Annotated in this window: 15 protein-coding genes; 6 read left to right on the top strand and 9 right to left on the bottom strand. The window is 73.1% G+C overall.

Features of this window, described 5'->3' with window-relative positions; translation table 11 throughout:
* Nucleotides 1-251: 251 nt before the first annotated feature.
* Together AB6L24_RS38305 and AB6L24_RS38300 are read left to right on the top strand one after the other, a co-directional pair.
* Entirely contained in the window at nucleotides 252-860 is a 609-nt protein-coding gene (locus AB6L24_RS38305) for a single-stranded DNA-binding protein (RefSeq protein WP_405663887.1), read from the top strand.
* A gap of 308 nt (nucleotides 861-1,168) precedes the next feature.
* Entirely contained in the window at nucleotides 1,169-2,764 is a 1,596-nt protein-coding gene (locus AB6L24_RS38300; protein WP_405663884.1) for an LAETG motif-containing sortase-dependent surface protein, read from the top strand.
* Nucleotides 2,765-2,808: 44 nt separating this feature from the next.
* Here the strand turns inward: AB6L24_RS38300 and AB6L24_RS38295 are convergent, their stop codons facing one another.
* On the bottom strand, nucleotides 2,809-3,105 hold the full coding sequence (locus tag AB6L24_RS38295) for a DUF3303 family protein (protein WP_405663881.1): 297 nt from the start codon (nucleotides 3,103-3,105) through the stop codon (nucleotides 2,809-2,811).
* 310 nt (nucleotides 3,106-3,415) lie between these two features.
* On the opposite strand from AB6L24_RS38295, the gene ettA reads away from it, so the two are divergent.
* From ettA to AB6L24_RS38280, 3 genes are read left to right on the top strand one after another with little or no spacing between them, the layout of a single operon-like run.
* The gene (ettA, locus tag AB6L24_RS38290; RefSeq protein WP_405663880.1) at nucleotides 3,416-5,080 is read left to right on the top strand and encodes an energy-dependent translational throttle protein EttA; all 1,665 of its coding nucleotides are present in this window, start codon (nucleotides 3,416-3,418) and stop codon (nucleotides 5,078-5,080) included.
* A gap of 1 nt (nucleotide 5,081) precedes the next feature.
* Nucleotides 5,082-5,555: a thioesterase family protein gene (locus tag AB6L24_RS38285; RefSeq protein WP_030359914.1), complete on the top strand. Its 474-nt coding sequence runs from the start codon at nucleotides 5,082-5,084 to the stop codon at nucleotides 5,553-5,555.
* Nucleotides 5,552-6,238, top strand: a complete 687-nt coding sequence (locus AB6L24_RS38280; protein ID WP_405663877.1) for a hypothetical protein — start codon at nucleotides 5,552-5,554, stop codon at nucleotides 6,236-6,238. Before AB6L24_RS38285 ends, AB6L24_RS38280 begins: the two co-directional genes overlap by 4 nt.
* Before the next feature lie 65 nt (nucleotides 6,239-6,303).
* On the opposite strand, the gene AB6L24_RS38275 is transcribed toward AB6L24_RS38280, so the two are convergent.
* Nucleotides 6,304-6,708, bottom strand: coding sequence for a globin (locus tag AB6L24_RS38275; protein ID WP_405663875.1), 405 nt, complete (start codon nucleotides 6,706-6,708; stop codon nucleotides 6,304-6,306).
* An 85-nt stretch (nucleotides 6,709-6,793) separates the two neighbouring features.
* On the opposite strand from AB6L24_RS38275, the gene AB6L24_RS38270 reads away from it, so the two are divergent.
* Nucleotides 6,794-7,792 carry a methyltransferase domain-containing protein gene (locus AB6L24_RS38270; protein WP_405663874.1) on the top strand — a complete coding sequence of 333 codons (999 nt, stop codon included), beginning with the start codon at nucleotides 6,794-6,796 and terminating at the stop codon, nucleotides 7,790-7,792.
* A 51-nt stretch (nucleotides 7,793-7,843) separates the two neighbouring features.
* Here the strand turns inward: AB6L24_RS38270 and AB6L24_RS38265 are convergent, their stop codons facing one another.
* The 7 genes from AB6L24_RS38265 to AB6L24_RS38235 form a co-directional block, all read right to left on the bottom strand.
* Nucleotides 7,844-10,045: an FHA domain-containing protein gene (locus AB6L24_RS38265; RefSeq protein ID WP_405663871.1), complete on the bottom strand. Its 2,202-nt coding sequence runs from the start codon at nucleotides 10,043-10,045 to the stop codon at nucleotides 7,844-7,846.
* 128 nt (nucleotides 10,046-10,173) lie between these two features.
* Entirely contained in the window at nucleotides 10,174-11,517 is a 1,344-nt protein-coding gene (locus tag AB6L24_RS38260; RefSeq protein ID WP_380855079.1) for a VWA domain-containing protein, read from the bottom strand.
* A gap of 186 nt (nucleotides 11,518-11,703) precedes the next feature.
* Complete coding sequence (locus AB6L24_RS38255; RefSeq protein ID WP_405663869.1) at nucleotides 11,704-13,278, bottom strand: PP2C family serine/threonine-protein phosphatase; 1,575 nt, start codon at nucleotides 13,276-13,278, stop codon at nucleotides 11,704-11,706.
* 11 nt (nucleotides 13,279-13,289) lie between these two features.
* The gene (locus AB6L24_RS38250; protein ID WP_405663867.1) at nucleotides 13,290-15,974 is read right to left on the bottom strand and encodes a tetratricopeptide repeat protein; all 2,685 of its coding nucleotides are present in this window, start codon (nucleotides 15,972-15,974) and stop codon (nucleotides 13,290-13,292) included.
* Complete coding sequence (locus AB6L24_RS38245; RefSeq protein WP_380855088.1) at nucleotides 15,971-17,290, bottom strand: hypothetical protein; 1,320 nt, start codon at nucleotides 17,288-17,290, stop codon at nucleotides 15,971-15,973. Before AB6L24_RS38245 ends, AB6L24_RS38250 begins: the two co-directional genes overlap by 4 nt.
* Nucleotides 17,291-17,349: 59 nt before the next feature.
* Entirely contained in the window at nucleotides 17,350-18,408 is a 1,059-nt protein-coding gene (locus AB6L24_RS38240) for a glutamate ABC transporter substrate-binding protein (protein ID WP_405663865.1), read from the bottom strand.
* A gap of 17 nt (nucleotides 18,409-18,425) precedes the next feature.
* The gene (locus AB6L24_RS38235; RefSeq protein WP_405663862.1) at nucleotides 18,426-19,874 is read right to left on the bottom strand and encodes a hypothetical protein; all 1,449 of its coding nucleotides are present in this window, start codon (nucleotides 19,872-19,874) and stop codon (nucleotides 18,426-18,428) included.
* Nucleotides 19,875-19,903: the final 29 nt, after the last annotated feature.

Raw genomic sequence — 19,903 nt, 5'->3', positions numbered from 1 at the left:
TGCGGCGCGGGGCGCGAGGCCTGGGGCGTGAGGGAAGCGGAAGGGCCCCGTCGGGTGACGGAGTTGTCCACAACCGGCCGGTAGGACACAGGGCTCAGCGGGCTCGGTCCGGCCGGTGCAATCTGAGATCGCGGCAGCTCACCGACCACCGACGCCGGAGTGCGAAGGGGAGACGGAGGCGGGCGGCCGCGGACTCAGAGGTGGGCGTGCGGGACGGGCCCGCACGTGTGTGGACGTAGGGAGGGGTCGGCATGAACGACACGATGGTGACGGTGGTGGGGAACGTGGCGACGACGCCGGTGTTCAGGGAGCTGCCGTCCGGACCGGTGACACGCTTTCGGATCGCGGTCACGGCACGGCACTTCGACCGCTCGCGCAACGCGTGGGTGGACGGGCACACCAACTTCTTCACGGTGTGGGCCTGGCGGGCGCTCGGCGTCAATGTGCAGGGTTCGCTCGCGATCGGCGAACCGGTCATCGTTCAGGGCAGGTTGAGGGTGCGGGACGAGGAGCGGGGCGGGCAGCACTTCCGGTCGGTGGACATCGACGCCCAGTCCATCGGGCACGACCTCGCCCGCGGGACGTCCGCGTTCCGGCGTGCGCGCAGGTCGATGGACGCCGTGGCGAGGGAGCGAAGTACAGGGCCGGGGACGGAGGATGAGCCGGAGTTCGAGTTCGCCACACAGCCCGGGGCCCGGGACCGCGCGCACGCCCAGGCCCAGAAGGAGGCGCGGGCGCGGATGGGGCCCGGGGCGGAGCAGCGGACCAAGTCGGGGACGGATTCGGGCGGTGGACCGGAGGGCGCGGCGGAAGGCGTCCAGGATGCGGAGTTGGAGCGGGATCCGACCCCCGTCGGCTGACCCGCGCCGCACGGCCGGACAAACACCCGATCTAGCCACCGATCCCCTAACCGGAACCATGGATTTGTCGATATGCCCAGCTCAGAAGGGCGTTGTCGATAACAATTCCGATTCGGATCGGTTGCCTGACGGCGCTACTGGGAACGGCGATGCGTCGCTTCCTTAGGATGCCGGGCGTGGCTCCGTAAGGCGGTTGAGGCCTGAGCGGGGCGGTCGGCAGGTGAGTCTGCTCGGTTGAATCTGCTGGCGGGACCAGTCCCCCCATGTGAATTGGGTCCCGCTCGGAGGGGATTTCTGTGTTTTCTGCGTTGTCAGCGTGTCGGGCACTCAGGGCGTTCGCGATATCGCCCGCGCGCGGCCGCGGCGCGGCCCGCGTCGCCGCTGCGACGGTCGCGTCCGGCCTGGTCGTGGCCGGAGTGACGGTCACCGCGCCCGCGGCCGCCGCGGTGGACGCCCCGCAGCACCGGGGCGGGGCGAGCGCGACCCTCGGAGGCCTGAAGACGTACGGCCAGGCGGTCGTCCGCGAGGACGGCGAGAGCCAGAGAATCCCCGCGGGCCTCTTCGAGATGTCCGTGGACAACGGCGGCACCCTGCAGACGTACTGCATCGACCTGCACAACCCCACGCAGAAGGACGCGAAGTACCAGGAGACCCCCTGGAGCGGCACGTCCCTGAACGGCAACGCGCACGCGGGCAAGATCCGCTGGATCCTGCAGCACTCCTACCCCCGGGTGAACAACCTCGCCCAGCTCGCGCGGCAGTCGGGCGCGGGCACGCTCACCGAGAAGTCGGCCGCGGCCGGCACCCAGGTGGCGATCTGGCGGTACTCGGAGAGCCTGGGCAAGGGGAAGTCCCGCACGGCGGACAAGGCGAGCGGGCCGAGCACGGCGGGTGAAGCGGCGAAGCCGCGCAGGACCAGGGTCGAGGCCGTCGATCCGCGGGCCGAGAAGCTGGCGGACTACCTGGAGCGCAGCGCGCGCAACAGCCCCGAGCCGAAGGCGTCGCTGACGCTGGAGCCCGCGGCCGTCTCGGGGAACGCCGGCAAGCGCCTCGGCCCGGTGACCGTGCGGACCGACGCGGAGAGCGTGACCGTCACGCCGCCCGCGGACTCGGCGAGCGGCGTGAAGATCGTCGGCAAGGACGGCAAGAAGGTCAGGACGGCCCGTGACGGCAGCCGGCTGTTCTTCGACGTGCCGAAGGGCACGCCGGACGGTACCGCCGCGCTCGAGGTGCAGGCGGCGACGACCGTGCCGGTCGGGCGGGCCTTCACCTCCGAGACCCGCAGCCAGACACAGATACTCGCGGGCTCCAGCGAGTCCACGGTGTCCGCCGCGGCGACGGCGCACTGGGCGGAGAAGGGCGCGATACCCGCGCTGTCCGCGGAGAAGAACTGCGCCAAGAACGGCGTGGACATCACGGCGACCAACAAGGGGGACGCGGCGTTCACCTTCAGCCTGATGCGGTTCAAGCACACCATCAAGGCCGGTGAGCGGCGGACGGTGACGATACCGCTGCAGGAGGACCAGCCCTACGACTTCACGATCATGGGTCCCGGCGGGTTCGAGAAGCGGTTCAAGGGGGTGCTCGACTGCCGGACCGAGGGCAGCGCGGTCGCCGTCGGCGGCAAGGCACAGCCCGCGTCGGACCCGAGCCCCGCGTCGGCGGGCGGCACGAGCGGCGGGGGCGACCTCGCGGAGACCGGCGGGTCGAACGCGACACCGCTGATAGCCGCCATCGCGGTGGTGCTGGTCGTGGTCGGCGGCGGCGCGGTCTTCTTCCTGCGCAGGAAGAACCCGGCGGAGCCCACAGGTGCGAAGGAGTCCGAGGGCACGGCGGAGCCCAAGGCGGCGGCGGAGTCCAAGGGTGCGGCGGAATCTGCGGAGAAGGGTGCGTCCGAGGAGTGAGCGGGGCGTGGCGGCGGCCCGGAGGTGGGTGGCCGCCACGGGGGTCAGCCCTGCTGCAGCGCGGCAAGACCCTTCTGCAGGTCTTCGCTGTTCATCACCGGCTGGATCTCGATCTTCGCGCCGAGTCCCTCGAAGAGCGGCTCCGCGATCGTGGGCAGCAGTGAGCTGTCCTGCATGTCGAAGACGAAGGTGCAGCACCGCCCGCCCTCGCTGGGGCCGAAGTAGGCCGCCTCGGGCTTGAGCCGTTCCGCCAACGACTGCATGATCTTCGGCAGTGCGCCGCTCTTGAGTGCCTCATTCGAGATCTGGGTGTCCAGGTGCGCCCTCAGCATGACCCTCATCGCACGCGATCCTTCCGTCCACCGCGACCGGCGCGGTTCCGTCCGCGCTCGCTGAGACCCGGTGACGTCCCGATCAGCCTCTCCGTGAGTGATCAGGGCAGCAACATCTCGTCCTCCGTCTGTGTCGCAGTCTGCGATCAAGGGCGAGATCGGCAGCGACGGGCGGCGACAGCCGGTGACAGATCAACTACCGGCCCGATCCAGGGGCGGGCAGGTCACGGGCCCCGGACAGTACTGGTTTCCTCCGGGGGGTGGCTGTCAGGCAAGATGGGGTGTATCTGCCCACACACTGATTGCCGGACGGTTTCTCTTGGCTGAGTACATCTACACCATGCGCAAGACGCGCAAGGCGCACGGCGACAAGGTGATCCTCGATGACGTCACCTTGAACTTCCTGCCCGGCGCGAAGATCGGTGTCGTGGGTCCGAACGGTGCCGGTAAGTCCACGGTGCTCAAGATCATGGCGGGGCTCGAGCAGCCGTCGAACGGTGACGCGTTCCTGTCGCCCGGCTACACGGTCGGGATGCTCCTGCAGGAGCCGCCGCTGGACGAGTCCAAGACGGTCCTGGAGAACGTGCAGGACGGCGCCGCCGAGATCATGGGCAAGCTGAAGCGGTTCAACGAGGTCGCCGAGCTGATGGCGACCGACTACTCGGACGCGCTGATGGAGGAGATGGGCAAGCTCCAGGAGGACCTGGACCACGCAGGCGCGTGGGACCTGGACACCCAGCTGGAGCAGGCCATGGACGCCCTCGGCTGCCCGCCCGGCGACTGGCCCGTCACCAACCTCTCCGGTGGTGAGCGCCGCCGCGTCGCGCTCTGCAAGCTGCTCCTCGAGGCGCCCGACCTGCTGCTCCTCGACGAGCCCACCAACCACTTGGACGCCGAGTCCGTGCAGTGGCTGGAGCAGCACCTCGCGAAGTACCCCGGCACCGTCGTCGCCGTCACCCACGACCGGTACTTCCTGGACAACGTCGCCGAGTGGATCCTCGAGCTGGACCGCGGCCGCGCGCACCCCTACGAGGGCAACTACTCGACGTACCTGGACAAGAAGGCCACCCGCCTCAAGGTCGAGGGCCAGAAGGACGCCAAGCGTGCGAAGCGTCTGAAGGAAGAGCTCGAGTGGGTGCGGTCGAACGCCAAGGGGCGTCAGGCCAAGTCCAAGGCGCGCCTTTCGCGTTACGAGGAGATGGCCGCCGAGGCGGACAAGATGCGGAAGCTGGACTTCGAGGAGATCCAGATCCCGCCGGGCCCGCGCCTGGGCAACATCGTCGTCGAGGTGGAGAACCTCTCGAAGGCCTTCGGCGAGAAGGTCCTGATCGACGACCTGAGCTTCACGCTGCCGCGCAACGGCATCGTCGGCATCATCGGCCCGAACGGCGCCGGCAAGACCACGCTGTTCAAGATGATCCAGGGTCTGGAGATGCCGGACTCGGGCAGCATCAAGGTCGGCGACACCGTCAAGATCTCCTACGTCGACCAGGGCCGCGCCAACATCGACCCGAAGAAGACGCTGTGGGCGGTCGTCTCGGACGAGCTGGACTACATCAACGTGGGCCAGGTCGAGATGCCCTCGCGCGCGTACGTCTCCGCGTTCGGCTTCAAGGGCCCGGACCAGCAGAAGCCGGCGGGCGTGCTCTCCGGCGGTGAGCGCAACCGGCTGAACCTGGCGCTGACCCTCAAGCTGGGCGGCAACCTGCTGCTCCTCGACGAGCCCACCAACGACCTCGACGTCGAGACCCTGTCGTCCCTGGAGAACGCCCTCCTGGAGTTCCCGGGCTGTGCCGTGGTCGTCTCCCACGACCGGTGGTTCCTGGACCGCGTCGCCACGCACATCCTCGCCTACGAGGGCGATTCCAAGTGGTTCTGGTTCGAGGGCAACTTCGAGTCGTACGAGAAGAACAAGATCGAGCGGCTCGGTCCGGACGCGGCCCGTCCGCACCGCGCCACGTACAAGAAGCTCACGCGGGGCTGACATGGCGCGCCACATCTACAGCTGCCCCCTGCGGTGGTCGGACATGGATGCCTTCGGGCACGTCAACAACGCCGTCTTCCTGCGGTACTTGGAAGAGGCGCGGATCGACTTCATGTTCCGGCTCTCGTCCGACGACGGCGGACCGTCGTTCTCGGGCGGCTCCGTGGTGGCGCGCCACGAGATCGACTACCTGCGGCCGTTGGTGCACCGGCACGAGCCGGTCACCATCGAGTCGTGGGTGACGAAGATCGGGGCCGCGTCGCTGACGATCTCGTACGAGATAAAGGAGCCGGAGGCGGGCGGGCAGGTGTACGTGCGGGCGTCGACGATCGTCGTCCCGTTCGACCTGCGGGCCCAGCGGCCGCGGCGGATCACCGCCGAGGAGCGGGCCGTGCTCGAGGAGTACCGCCCCGAGGACACGGCGGGCGCGGCGGGTGGCCGGCGCGCGGGCGGTGCGGGGGCGCTTGTCGCATGACCGTGCGACTGGACTTCGTCGACGCCGGGGAGGCGGTGGATCTCACCGCCTTCCTGGCGCGGCTCGTCCACTACGACAAGGCGGCCGCGGTGCGGTTGCAGGCCGCGGGGGACACCCTCGCGGTGTTCGGGCGGCCGCCGTCGTTCGAGGTGCTCGCCATTCGTACGGCGCGCCTCGCGAAGCCGTACGAGTACGGGCTCGACACCTCGCTCGACGTGACCGTCTCCGCGGGGGAGTTCCTGGAGGCCGTGGCGGAGGCGGGCGAGTCCGTGGAGACCGCGGGGACGGCTGTGGTGCCGGACGCGGTGACCGGGCCGCCGTGGGCCGGGGTGTTGCCGCCCCGTGGAGGGTGGCAGCAGGTGGCCGGGCTGCCTTCGGCGGGGGATGTGCGGGGGCTCGTTCGAGACGCTGTCGTTGAATTTCGGGGGCGGGTCGAGGAGTTGGCGCCCGAGCGGCGGGTTCGGGCCGAGCTCGATCTTGTGGGGCGGGAGATCTGGTCCCGGTTCGTGCCGGGGACCGAACTGCCCGTGCGGGCCGCGCATGCCGCGCACGCTTTGGGGTTCTTGCGGGGGGACGCCTTGGACTTGCTGTCGGCTGGGCCGTGGTTGCGGCTGCGGACGCCCTTTGGGTCTATTGCTGTGCGCCAGGCCGGCGTCGGGGCGCTCACCGTCACGCCGACCTGACAGGTGCCGTCGGCCGGGGGAGTGGTTGCCCACAGCAGTTGAGGCTGCTGTGGGCCTTTTTGTGGTCAGCCGGGGGTGTTGACCATGGAGGCTGCCGCGTAGGTCAGGTAGTTCCAGAGGGTGCGGTCGTGTTCCTCGGAGAGGTCGAGGGTGTCGACGGCGGCGCGCATGTGCTTGAGCCAGGCGTCGTGGGCCTCCCGGTTGACCGTGAAGGGCGCGTGGCGCATGCGCAGGCGGGGGTGGCCGCGGTTGTCGCTGTAGGTGCGGGGGCCGCCCCAGTACTGCATCAGGAACAGGACGAGGCGTTCCTCGGCCGGGCCCAGGTCCTCCTCCGGGTACATCGGCCGGAGCAGCGGGTCCTGTGCGACTCCCTGGTAGAAGTGGTGCACCAGGCGCCTGAAGGTCTCCTCGCCGCCGACCTGTTCGTAGAAGGTCTGCTCCTGAAGCGTGCCGCGCGGGATCTCATTCACTCCTCCATGGTCTCAGACGCGACGGACGAGGACGGAAGGCTTAGGACCACTCGCATCGAGCGGCCCGGGGCAGCACAGTGGGGGTATGGGTGCGAGCGCTCCACTTGCTGACGAACCCGGGGGATCCGACCCCGTCCGGGCGGCCGAGGCACGGGCCGGCCTGGTGCGGGAGATCGAGGCCGGCGGGGCCTGGGACGACGACCCGGCCTGGCGGGAGGCGTTCCAGACGGTGCCGCGGCACCTGTTCGTGCCGTACTACTACGTGAGCACGGGCGGCGGGTACGAGCGGATGTGGGGCGAGGACCCCGACCCGGTGCGGCGGGGGCGATGGCTGCGCGGGGCGTACGCGGACGCGCCCCTTGCCACGCGGGTACGGGACGGGGAGCTGGTCTCGTCCAGCAGCCAGCCCTCGCTGATGGCGAAGATGCTCGTCGAGCTGGAGATCGGGGACGGGGCGCCGCACGACGTCCTGGAGATCGGCGCCGGTACGGGCTACAACGCGGCGCTGCTCGCGCACCGGCTCGGCGACGAGCACGTCACCACGATCGACCTCGACCCGGAGATCACCGAGTCCGCGCGGCGGCATCTGGCGGCCGCCGGGTACCGGCCGGTCGTCGCGACCGGCGACGGCGCCGCGGGCTGCCCGCGACGGGCACCCTTCGACCGGATCATCGCCACGTGCACGCTCAGCTCGGTGCCGCGCGCCTGGCTCGCGCAGTGCCGCCCCGGCGCGCGGGTCCTCGCGCCCCTCGCGACCGGCCTGATCGCGCTGCGGGTGACGGACGCCGAGCACGCGGAGGGGCGGTTCCTGCACACGCCCGCGTACTTCGTGCCGCTGCGCGGCGGCAGCGCGCCCGCGCGACCCGACCAGCACATCGGCGGGCTGCCCCGCCGGGCGCTGCAGAGCGAGCTGTTCCGGTTCCTGCTCGAACTCACGGCGGGCAGCCTCGACCCGCACGAGGCGCTCGCGCTGTGGCAGCGGGAGCGGCGGCCGGTGCGGGAACGGTTCGGGGTGACGATCAGCGGGCCGTACGCGTGGGCGTGGCTGGACGACCCGGAAGGGCCGTACGCCTGGCCGCTGTGACGGCGGCGGGCGTACGGCCCTTCGGTGGTGCGGGGGAGCCTTCCTGCGGGGTCAGTCCCGGCGGACGGTGATCGTCGTCCAGGCGCCGACGTGGACGCGGTCGCCGTCCTGGAGCGGGATCGGGACGAAGGGCTGGATGGGCTCCTCGCCGTTGTTGACCGTGGTGCCGTTGGTCGAGTTCTGGTCGACGACCGCCCAGCCGCCGTCAGGCTGCTGGACCAGGACCGCGTGCTGGTGCGATACGCCCGGGTCCTCCGGCGGCACCGACAGGTCGATGTCGGGGGTGTCGCCGGTGGAGTGGCGGCGGCGGCCGATCGTGATCTGGTTGCCGATCAGCGGACGCTGCTGCTCCGGGGAGTACGCGGGCAGGTTCAGGCCCGCGGCCTCGGGGCCGCTGCGCTGCATCATCGCCATGAAGTAGTCACGGTCGGGGCCGATGGTCGCGGTCCAGGAACCGGGGCCCGCCGGCTGGGGCGGACCGCCCTGGCCGGGGTAGCCCTGCGGGGGCTGCTGGGCCGGGGCGCCGGGGCCGCCGGGACCGCCCGGGCCGCCGGGGTGACCCTGGCCGGGTGCGGAGCCCGAGGGCGGGGAGAGGACCCAGTCGTCCCCGCCGCCGAAGGAGGGCGCGCCGGGGCCGCCGGGGCCCGCGCCGGGTCCACCGGGTCCGCCAGGTCCACCGGGGCCGCCCTGGCCGGGCGGAGGCGGCGGGCCCTGCGGGGCGCCCGTCTCCTGCGGGAACGCGGGGGGTGCGGGCGGACCCTGCTGCTGGAACGCCTGCGGGGCGCCGGGGCCGTTCGGGCCGCTTGGTCCACCGGGTCCACCGGGTCCGTTCGGTCCGGGCGCGGAGCCCGGGTCGCCGGGGGCGCCGCCGCCGTTGCCGAACGGCGGGATCGGCTCGGCGGGGCGGTTCATCTGCGAGGGCCGGGAGCCCTGGTAGCCGAACGGGTCCTGGCCGGGGCCGGGGGACTGCTGGCCGGTCGGGGAGGTGGTGCCGGGGCCGTTGGGGCCGCCGGGGCCACCCGGGCCGCCGGGAGCACCCGGACCGCCCGGTCCACCGGGGCCGCCCGGAGCGCCGGGGCCCGGCGGGGGCGGGGGAGGGCCCTGCTGGAACTGCTGGGAGGGGTTGGGGGCGCCAGGGGCACCCGGGCCGCCGGGACCGCCCGGGCCGGGCCCGCCCGGGCCGCCGTGCGCACCGGGACCGGGCCCACCGGGGCCGTCGAATCCACCGGGGCCGTCGAACCCGCCAGGTCGGCCGGGCCCACCGGGACCACCCGGACCGCCGGGGCCGTCGAACCCGCCAGGTCCGCCGGGACCACCCGGACCGCCCGGACCGCCCGGACCGCCGGGACCGTCGAACCCACCAGACCGGCCAGGACCACCGGGGCCACCAGGCCCGTCGAACCCGCCGGGTCGCCCAGGCCCACCGGGCCCACCGGGACCACCGGGACCATTGGGCTGTCCGGGACCCTGCGGCGGGTAGCCGTACCCACCGGGACCGCCAGGACCGCCAGGACCAGGTCCACCGGCACCGGGACCACCAGGCTGCCCCGGACCACCGTTCTGACCGGGACCACCAGGCTGCCCAGGACCTTGCGGCGGGTAGCCGTACCCACCGGGACCGCCGGGACCGCCGGGACCGCCGGGACCGGGCCCACCGGGACCAGGACCCCCGGGCTGGCCAGGGCCACCGGGCTGTCCCGGACCACCGGGCTGACCGGGACCCTGCTGCGGGTACCCGTATCCACCAGGACCGGAACCAGGACCACCGGCACCGGGCCCACGCCCACCAAAGCCAGGACCGCCGGGCCCGCCCGGACCACCGGGTCCCCCCGGGCCACCGGCACCGGGCCCACCAGGCCCAGGCGTCCCCGGCCCACCGGGCCGCCCGGCCCCGCCCGTGGGCAGCGGCGGATTAGGCGCGGCAGGCGTGTACGACGTCGCCGTACCCGTGAGGAAGTTCCACCGGCACTCCTCGCAGAACGGCGCGTTGGCCTCGCGGGGCGTGCGGCACTGCGGGCAGAGCTCGGGCTCGGGCCCGAGGTCCGGGACCGCGGAGAGGTGCGAGCGGCCGGGCTGGCCGGGGCCACCAGGACCACCGGGCTGACCGGGGCCGCCGGGGCCCTGCGGCTGGCCGTAGCCGGCGGCCGGGGGCGGTGGCGGAGGCGGCGGTGGTACGGCACCGGCCATGCGGTGACCGCAGACCTCGCACCAGTCGTCGGAACCCGACTGGTGTCCGTTCGGGCAGGTCGGCATGTCGGCGCTTCCCCCTCTCCTTCTCCGGCCCGTGGGCCGCGTGCACTGGCGTTCTTCCGGTACTGACAGGGCGTACGCGGGGCGTACTCGGCGTACGGGACGCCGACCGGACGCCGTGGGACGCCCTGCTACTTCTTCACGCGGACCGTTTTCGTCGAGCGCGTCTCGAGTGTCATCTCGTCGGCCTCGGCGACCCGCGCCTTCAATCGAACAGTACCTGTCGCGGCGTCGACCACGTCCACCACCTTGGAAAGGAGCTTGGCGGTGTCCGCGTTGCCGGAGGCGCTCGCGAGCTGAACGGCCCGGCCCAGTTTGGCCGTTGCTCCGTCGTAATCGCCCGATTTGCGGGCGTCGAGGCCCTGCTGGATGACCTGGGCCAGCTCCGCCTGGCCCGTGTAGTGCGCGACCTGCGGATTGATGGAGGTGGACGCCGCCATGTCGTCCGTCCAGACGGCCCGGACCAGGCCCTGGGACAGGGTCTGCACGGTGCCGTCGGCCGCCGGGACGACGAGCGAGACGCGGGCGGCGAGCATCTCCTGGCCGAGTTCGGCGCCGGGAACGCGTACACAGACGTGGTAGTCGCGGGACTCGTCGCCCCAGGAGCCGGTGGGATAGTCACCCGCACGGGGTCCCGCCTCGGTGCGGCGGTCGGTCAACTCCTCGACCGTGGGTGCCACTTGCTTCACGAACACGATCTCCACGCCCATGGGGGTCCACAGCCGCAGGCTGACGTCGGCGACCTCCTTGCCCATGGCCGACTCCATCATCTGCGTGAAGTCGGCGGCGAGGCCCGCGGGGTCGGCGACGATGTCGGCGGTGCCGAGCAGCGCCGAGGCGATGCCTGTGACCTCTTTCACTTCCCAGTCGGTGCCGACGCCGCGCGCGTCACAGGTGAAGCGGCCCGCGCAGGCGTCGAGGGAGGCACGCAGGTCCTCCGGTGACTCGTGTTCGTTGCGGCCGTCGGTGAGCAGGATGCCGTGTCTGATGGAGACGTCGGCGGAGGCGAGGAGGCGGTCGGCGAGGCGCAGCCAGGTGCCGATGGCGGTGCCGCCGCCCGCGCTGAGCTTGCGCAGCGCCTCCTTGGCCTGGGTGCGGGTCTGCGGGCCCGCGACGGCGAGGCGGCCGCCGCCGGGGTAGACCTCCGTGGCGACGTGGGTGCCGCCGACGACGGCGAAGTGCACGCCGTCGCGCAGGGCGTCGATCGCGGCGGCGGTGGCGTCGCGGGCGCCGCGCATCTTCGTCGGCGGGTAGTCCATGGAGCCGGAGCAGTCGACCATGATCGCGACCGCGGCGTCGGGGCCGTCGCCCACCGCGTACAGATGGGGCGCGCCGACCGCGGCGCCGATCGTGCCGCCGCCGGTCGAGGTGACCGTGGCGATCGCGTTGACCTCACGGCCGCCCTCGGGCAGGTACTCGTTCTGGTAGACGTCGACGGTGAACTGCGGAACGTTGGACTTGGAGAAATTGGCCATGGACGTTGCTCCCCCCTAGGACTTCTATCCACAGGACTTCTATCCACCGAGCTCGGATCTGCAGGCCCGCCGCGGTGCCCACGCGTGCGGGTGGTGCCGGTGCCGCGGGTGGTGCCGGTGTCGCGGGTGGCGCGAAAGGCGCCGGGAGACCGACCGGCCGGCCGCGCGGCGCGGTCCCCGTCCGCGCTAGGCCGATCCTGCCCCCTGCGGCGGGGCGGGGAACGGCAGGACGGCCACTGTTACGTTGTCGTGGCCCCCGCCGTCGAGCGCGTGGCCGACGAGCACCTGGGCGCTGTGCAGCGGCCGTCGGGCGGCGTCGAGGGGAACGGCGCGGGCCATCTCCTCGGCCGCCTCCGCGTAGTTCCACAGGCCGTCCGTGCACACCACCACCACACCCGGGCGGTCCGGCTTGAAGGAAGCGGTGTGCGGCTCCAGTTCGTACGCGTCGGCGCCGAGCCAGCCCGTGATGGCGTGCGCCCGCTCGTCCGCGTACGCCTCGGCCTCGCTCATCAGGCCCGCGGCGACCATCTGGGCGGCCCAGGAGTCGTCCTCGGTGAGGCGGGCGGCGGGGCCCGAGCGGTCGACCGGCACCCAGTAGACACGGCTGTCGCCGACCCAGCCGATGACGAGCAGGCCGCCCGCGACGACGGCGCCGACGAGGGTGCAGGCGGGCGCGTTCTGGTGCGGGCTGTGCTCGCGGGCGCCGGCGGGCTCGTCGGCGAGCGCGTTCACGGCCTCGGCGGCGGCGACGATCGCCTCGTGCATGGCCTGCTGCGGGTGGGTGCCGCGCGGCAGGGCGGCCCGCAGGGTGGCGTCGGCGGCGCGGGACGCGGCCATGGAGGCCTCGTCGGGGCGGGTGGCCGAGGAGACGCCGTCGCAGACGACGGCGATGACCGCGGGCGAGCCGTCGGGCAGCGCGGCCGCGGAGATCGCGAACGCGTCCTCGTTGCGGTGGTGGCGCAGGCCCCGGTCGCTGACGGCGGCGACCGCGTCGAGCTGCTGCTCCATGTGGTCGCGCTCGCGCGGCTGGGCGTGCCCGCAGTTCTCGCAGTAGCCGTCGGGGGCGACGTGCCCGGAGCGGCAGGCGACGCAGAGTTTCGTTCCTGCGGGCGGGGTGGGCGCCTCGGAGACGGCCGCGGGCTGCGGCGCGGGGGCCTGGGGCGCCGGGGCGGGCGCGGCGGGGGCCTGGGGCGTCTGGGGCGCCGGGGCCGCCGGCGGTACGGACCGGTCGGGCGTGGGCGCGCCGGTGCGCGGGTCGACGGCCGGAGCGGCGCCGGGGGGCGCGGGGGCGGGCAGGGGGTACTCGTCGGGCTCGGCGCCGGGCGTCCCCGCGGCGGTGCCGGGAGCGCCCGCGTCGCCGGAGTCCCCCAGCTCGGCGCCGGAGGAGTCCGTGCCGGGCAGGTCGGAGGACCGGTGCGTCGGGGCGGGGGTGTCGGAGCTGTCGACCTCGGGGGCCACGGGCCACGGACCGGAACCCGCACCGGGACCGGGACTCACGCCGGGACCAGCAGCCACGCCGGGACCAGCGCCCACACCGGGACCAGCACCCACGCCGGACCCGGACCCCACGCCCGAGCCGGTCGTGCCCTGCGGCGCCGAGCCCGGCACCGGAGGCATGCCGTTGATCGCGAGCGTGGGCCGGTCGTCCGGCGGCGCCGGGACCGCCGAGAGGTCGTAGCCGCACGCGCCGCAGAACAAGTCGCCCGTCTCCAGGGGCTCCTCGCAGCTCGGACACGTGGACAAGGCCGCCGGTTGGTGCATTTGCGCCATCTTCACACCCACGTCCGGGGGCGGAAACGGTTGGCCCGCTCCACCAGTTCGATCCTTTCCTCGCCACCCTGTGCGAGCCGGGCCAGGGTCCGGTACGACCGTTCCAGACCGAACCGGAGGCCCCGCTCGTCCAACTCGCTGCCGAGCAGGACGGTTCCCGTGGGCCCGTCGCCCGCGGCCACCGCGGACCCTGAGGGTGCCGAGGCGTGGCCGGAGTGGTGGCTACCGGAGAGTACCCAGTCGAGCGCCGTACCGAGGACTTCCGTCGAGAGGCGCTCCCTGCGCACCGCGTCGAGGCCGAAGCCCGCGAGCGCCTCGACCTGCCCGGCGGCGGCCGTCAGGTCGTCGAGGAACCGGGCTCCGGGCCCGGTCGCCGTGTCGAACGTCATACGCCGCCGCAGCCGCGCCCGCACCGCGGCGACGCGGGCCGCCGTGTAGTGGATGGACGACTCCGGCACGGACTCCAGCGTACGCACCGCCCCGCTCCGGTCGCCCGCGGCGAGCTGCACCCGGGCGAGCCCGAAGGCGGCGCTGACGTAGCTCGGGTCGGTCGCCCACACCAGGCGGTAGTACTCGGCGGCGTTGTCGAGCTGGCCGAGCACCTCCGCGCAGACGCCGAGGGCGAGCTTGGGCGCGGGCTCGCCCGGGAACGCGTCGTACACCGCGTCGAAGGAGAGCGCCGCGATCTCGTGGTCACCGTTGGTGAGGGAGGCGACGCCCCGGTACCAGATCACCCGCCAGTCGTCGGGGTGGTCGATCTCCAGGGACTCCAGGGTCTTGCCCGCCGCCGCGGGGTCGCCCATCGTGAGCAGCGCCCGCAGCTCGCGAAGCCGCAGCTCGGTGGAGTGCGCCGGGGCGGTCCCGAGCGCGGCGATCAGCTCGGCTCCCGAGGAGTCCACGAGCCCGGCGAGGAAACCGGCGTTGGCGTCGCCGGGGTCGACGCGGGGCACGGGCAGGGCGAGCGACGTCACGGGCGCGTCGAGGGCTCGCACCAGCGAAGCGGACGCGGTGCCTTCCCCCGTACCGCCGGGGCCGCCGTGACCGGTACCGCCGGGCAGCGCGCCGGCGCCACCACCGGACCCCTCCCCGAACGCCTCGAGCCCCAGCACGCTGTCCGCTCCGCCGCCGAGGATCCCGTCGTCCCCGGCGCCACCGGAAGCCCGCGCCACCGGACCCCGGGCCCCGAGCACCGACACCTCCCCGGCCAGCTCCGCGAACAACTCCGTGTCCGTGACCTTCACTTCGGGCCCGAACAGCGTGGAAAGCGCGGGCCGCGGCCGCCCGCTCTGCACCGCCACGACCTCCCGGAGGACGCCGGTCAGCTGCTCGGCCATCTCCTGGGCGGAGCCGAAGCGCCGCGCCGGGTCGGGGTCGGTGGCGCGTACGAGCAGCCGGTAGAACGACTCGTACGTCCGGAAGACCTCGATGTTGTCCGGGTCGGGCAGCGAGTCCACGAACACGTTCGTGTAGCCCTGGAAGTCGAAGGTCAGCACGGCCAGCGTGCGCGCGACCGTGTACAGGTCGGAGGCCACCGACGGGCCGACCTCGGCGACCTCCGGGGCCTGGTAGCCCACGGTGCCGTAGATCGCCGACTCGTCGTCGTCCATGCGGCGGACCGCGCCCATGTCGATGAGCTTGAGCTGGTCCTCGGTCTGGATGGCGTTGTCGACCTTGAAGTCGCAGTACAGCAGGTTGCGGCTGTGCAGATGGCCGAGGGCCTCCAGGGCCTCGATGCCGTACGCGCAGGCCTGCTCCACGGGCAGCGGATCGCGCTTGCCGGTGGGCGTGCGGCGGCCGTTGGCGATCTCCTTGAGGGACTTGCCGCCGACGTACTCCATGACGATGTAGCCGTCCATGGAGCCGGTGCGCTGGTCCAGGTGCTCGACGAAGTTGTAGATCCGCACGATGTTGGCGTGCTCGATCTCGGCGAGGAAGCGGCGCTCGGAGATCGCCGCGGCCATCGCGTCCTGGTCGCCGGTGTCGAGCAGGCCCTTGAGGACCACCCAGCGGTCGGACACCGCGCGGTCCACGGCGAGATACACCCAGCCGAGCCCGCCGTGCGCGAGACAGCCCACGACCTCGTACTGGCCGTGCACGATGTCGCCCTCGCTCAGCTTCGGCACGAACGAGTACGGATGCCCGCACTTGGTGCAGAAACCTTCCGTGCGGCCGGAGCGCTCACCGCGGGCGCGGCCCACCGGGGCGCCGCAGTCGGAGCGGGAGCAGAACCGCTTCCTCTCGGGCACCTCGGGGTTCTGCTGCACCGCGCCGCGCGGGTCCGGGCGCGGCACCTGTGGCACCGAGACCAGGCCGACGCCGAGCCTGCTGCGGGCGGAGGACGCCGCCGACGAGCCGGAGCTGCGCACCGACACCGACCGCGCCGACGTACCGCTCGACGTGGAGCGCGAGAGCCGGCCCGAGACCGAGCGGCGCGACGAGGACGACCGGGAGGAGCGGGTGCTGCCGCGGGTGCCGCGCGAACCGACACTGCCCGAGGCCCGCGAGCCCCGGGCGCTGCGCCCGCCGACCGTGATGCCCGTGGCCGGGGAGCCCACCATGCCGCTCGCGGACACGACCGGGGCGAGGCCGCAGGTGTCGCAGTACATCTCGCCGCCGCCCACGTCCTCGTACGAACCCGTGCACTTGGGCCGCTGGCACGGCTGCTGTCCGCCGTTCTCCTCGCTCATGCTTCCCCCCTCCGGTCGGTGGGCCCGCCCTGGTGCGGGACCCTCGGCGCCAGCGCGTCGGCCGCCGCCTGCTGATAGCGCAGCACCGCCTGCTCGGCCACGCGCAGGTCGCAGGGCGCGCTCCAGAGCATGCGGCGCGCCGCGTCGTACCGCTCGATGAGGACCGGGTCCTCCGCGAGGCCGTGCCGGGCGACCTTCGCCTTGTACGCGTCGAGGCGGCCGCGCAGCTCCGCGCGGACCGCGAGCGGCGCGGTGACCGCCGTCAACGACTCGCGGGCGCGCAGCAGTTCGTCCTCGGCCTTCTCCTCCAGGGACTCAAGGAGCGGCGAGAGGCGGTGCCACTGGGCGTTCCTGCGGTAGTCCGCGGCCATCGCCAGCTGCTCCTGGAGCGCGGTCGGCGGCCCGGACACGGCGGGCACCTCGGACGCGGCGATCTTCGCGAGCACCTCGCCGCGCGCGGAGCGGGCCTCGGCCAGCGTGCGGTCCGCGCGGGACAGCACGTCGCGCAGCCTGCCGAGGCGGGCCTCGGCGTCCTGGCGGACCGTGAGCACGGCGTCGATCTCGCGGCGCACGTCCTCCAGGGCGCGGGCCGCGTGGTCGTAGCGGTCGGTGTGCGGGCGGCCGCCGCCGGGGGCCGAACTGCCGCGCGTGGGCTGCCAGAACGCGAGCGGGTCGGACACCACCTGCTCGCGCAGCGCCGTCAGCTCCCGCGTGATGCGCTCCAGGTCGTCGCCCGAGGGGTGCTCGCCGGGACGCACGCCGACGGAGTGCGCGAGCTGGCGGGTGCGCTGGAGCTCGGCGGCGAGCAGGTCGATGCGGGCGGGCAGCGCGGACCAGACGGCGTCGGCGGCGACCACCATGTCCAGGGAGTGGGCGTACAGGTCGTTCATGCGCGCGACCAGCTCTTCGAGCGTGAACTGTTCGGTGAGCTTCGCGGGGCCCGTGATCGAGGGCGCCGCGCCGGACGACGAGCCGCCCGCGACGGTGACGCTCTGGCCGCGCAGCAGCCGGGTCAGTTCGAGCAGGTCGTCGCGGTTGGGCCAGCGCCTGCGCTCGCGCACCTCGCGGGCGGTGTTCAGGGCGCCCGCGTACGCGTCGAAGTACGTCCAGAGCAGCGTGATCCGGGCTTCCGTGCCGAGCCAGCGTTCGTGTGTGGTGCCGGTGAGCCGCGCGCCTTCGAGGAGGCGGCGGCCCGCGTGGTCCTGGAGGGCGAGGAGCGACGTCTCGATCGCCTCGTGCTCGGCGTCGAGCCGCACCAGCGCACGGTCCACCTCGTCCCGGTCCATGACAGGGCCGGGGGGTCCCGCGACGCTCATCGATCACCTCTCCGCTCTGCGTTCTTCGTGCGTTCTTCGTGTGCCTGGGGTCCCGCGGGTCAGTCCTTGTACTTCGGCTTCGGCGGGCCCGCCGAGTCGCCGAGGTCGTCCGCGAGCCACTTGTCGTAGGAGGCGCGCCAGCCGTCCTTGTCCTTGCGGAAGTCGTCGAGCACGTCGTTCACGCGCCGCACCAGGTCGTCCGCGTCCTTCTTCATCGCCACGCCGTAGTACTCCGTGGTGAACGGCTTGTCGCCCTTCAGCTCCACCGTCGGGTCCTGGGCGGCCTGGCCCGCGGCGAGCGCGCTGTCGGTGACCACCGCGTCCACCTCGCCGAGCTGGAGCCTTACCAGGCAGTCGAGTTGGTTCGGCACCGTGGTCCTGATGTCGGCACCGAAGCTGTTCTCCTTGAGCGCCGTCTCCGCCGTGGAGCCCGCGGCGGAGCAGACCTTCTTGCCCTTCAGGGTGTCGTTGTAGCCGGTGATGTCGGAGGTCTTCGGGGCGAGGACCTGCTGGCCGGTCTCGAAGTACGCGGTGGAGAACGCGACGTCCTTGATGCGGTCGCAGTTGACGGTCATCGTGCGCACGACCATGTCGACCTGGCCGCTCTGGATCGCGGGGATGCGCTGGTTGGTGGGGATCGCGCGGAACACCACGGCTTCGCGGTCGCCGAGCAGCCGCTCCGCGATCTCGCGCGCCAGGTCGATGTCGAAGCCCTCCAGCTTGCCGACGCCCTTGTTGGGGTCGCGGTAGCCCCAGCGGTAGCTGTTCTGGTCGACGCCGACGACGAGCTTCTTGACCTTGCGCTGCTTGATCTTCTCGATCGTCGGGCCGTCCTTGGTGTCGGGCCGCAGGCTGCGCTCGGGCGCCTCGCACTCGTCGGCGCGCGCGGGCGCGGCCTGCGTCAGCCGGTCCGCGTCGGCGGAACCGCCGCTGCCGCCCGGGCCGTTGTCGCCGCGCAGCTGCGGCAGCGCGAGGACCAGGGCGACCGCGAGGAGGCAGGCGAGCGCCATCGAGGCGACCCCGCCCCAGCCGCGCAGGGCCGCGAGGCCGCGGCGCGGGCGCGCCGCGCGCCGCGCCGTCGCGGCGTGCTGTTCCGTCTCGCCAGGTCGCGTACGCATCGTCCGCGCGCCCCCCATCACCGGTACTCCGAAAGCCTGCGGCCGATGCCGAGCACGGCGGCCGCCGCGCCGACGACCGCGAGCACGGCCGCGCCGATGGGCAGGCCCGTCATGGCGCCCTTGCCGTCCTCGGCGGCCCGCTTGAACTCCCGCTGCTCGTGCGCGAGCGCGACGTCGAGGGCCGCGTCCACGTTGTCGAAGGACTCGCCCGTCGGCCGGTCGCTCTTCGCGCCGATGACCTTGTCGAGCGCGCCCTCGTAGTCACCCGAGTCGTCGCTCGCGCGGGCCGACTTGTGGCGGTCCTTCCACTCGGTCACGTTCGCCGCGGCGGCCGCCACGGGGCGCTTGCCCGAGTCGTCGTCGGCCAGCTCCGCCGCCCGGCCGAGCAGCCCCTTGTCGCCCGCCTTCGCGCCCGCGAGGCGCGCCATCTGCCGCTGGTAGGCCACGTCGAACTTGTCCTTCGTGGCGTCGCCCACGACGACGGTCTCGGCGCCCCGGCTGACCAGCGTCAGGTTCTCGTTGCCCCGGGCCTTCAGGGAGCTGATGCGGGCGTCGTTCAGGACGTTCAGGGACTTCACGCCCCGGTCGTAGGACTCGTTCAGGCCGGAGCGGGCGAAGGTGTGTCCGGCGAGCAGCCACAGCAGCGCCACCGACGCGGCGGCCGTCGCGGCCACCAGGCCCGTGTTGAACACCCTGTTCGTCCGCCGGAAGGTGCGGTGCTGGGCCCAGCCGAGGGCGGCCAGGGCCACCACTCCGAAGGCGATCGCGAGCCAGGGATACGGCTTCGCGTCTCCGTAGTCAGCGGTCAGGCGCTCGTTCTCCGCCTTGTAGAGCTTCTCGGCGGCCGGGAGCATCTGGGTCTGCATCGTGTCGTTCGCGTACCGCAGATAGGCGCCGCCGAGCGGCAGGCCCTGGCGGTTGTTGGCGCGGGCCCGCTCGATCAGGGCCGTGTACTGGGGGAGGAGCTTGTTCAGCCGGCTCACCGATGCCGCCGACGAGGAGTCGGAGCCCGCGTTCGACGCGGCCGTCGCGAGCTTCTCGCTGGCCCGGTCGACGTCCCGCTGATAGCGCTCGCGGACCTTCGCGGGCTCCTGGCCGCCCGCCAGGAAGCCGCTCGACGCCGCCGTGTTGGCGTCCGCCAGGGAGCGGTAGATCGCGGCGGCGTCGTTGCTCAGGGGCTGGCTGCGGTTCAGGACGCGGTCCGCCGCGTCCGCGCGTGAGGTCGTCTGCCAGGCCGTGACCGCGCCGAACACCAGGACCAGGGCCGCGAGGACCGCGCCGATCGCGCGCAGCCTGCCCGGCTCCGTCGTCGCCGCCGCGCGCAGGCGGTCGACTCCCTCGGCCCACGCCGTGCTTCTTCCCGGCGTGGGCGTCTGGTGCGGTGGCCTTGCCGCGGGCTGCTGCTGCGGCAGTGGTGGGCTGGTGGGCGCGGGCGCGTGCGGTGGTGCCTGTGGTGGGTGTGTCACCTGACCTCGACCTCCCCCTTGGTCTTCGG

It is taken from the genome of Streptomyces sp. RK9 (genome assembly GCF_045070545.1).
GTDB classification, from domain to species: domain Bacteria; phylum Actinomycetota; class Actinomycetes; order Streptomycetales; family Streptomycetaceae; genus Streptomyces; species Streptomyces alboflavus.
The sequence above is the reverse complement of the archived record's forward strand: the minus strand, read 5'-3'. Positions and strand labels throughout refer to the sequence as shown.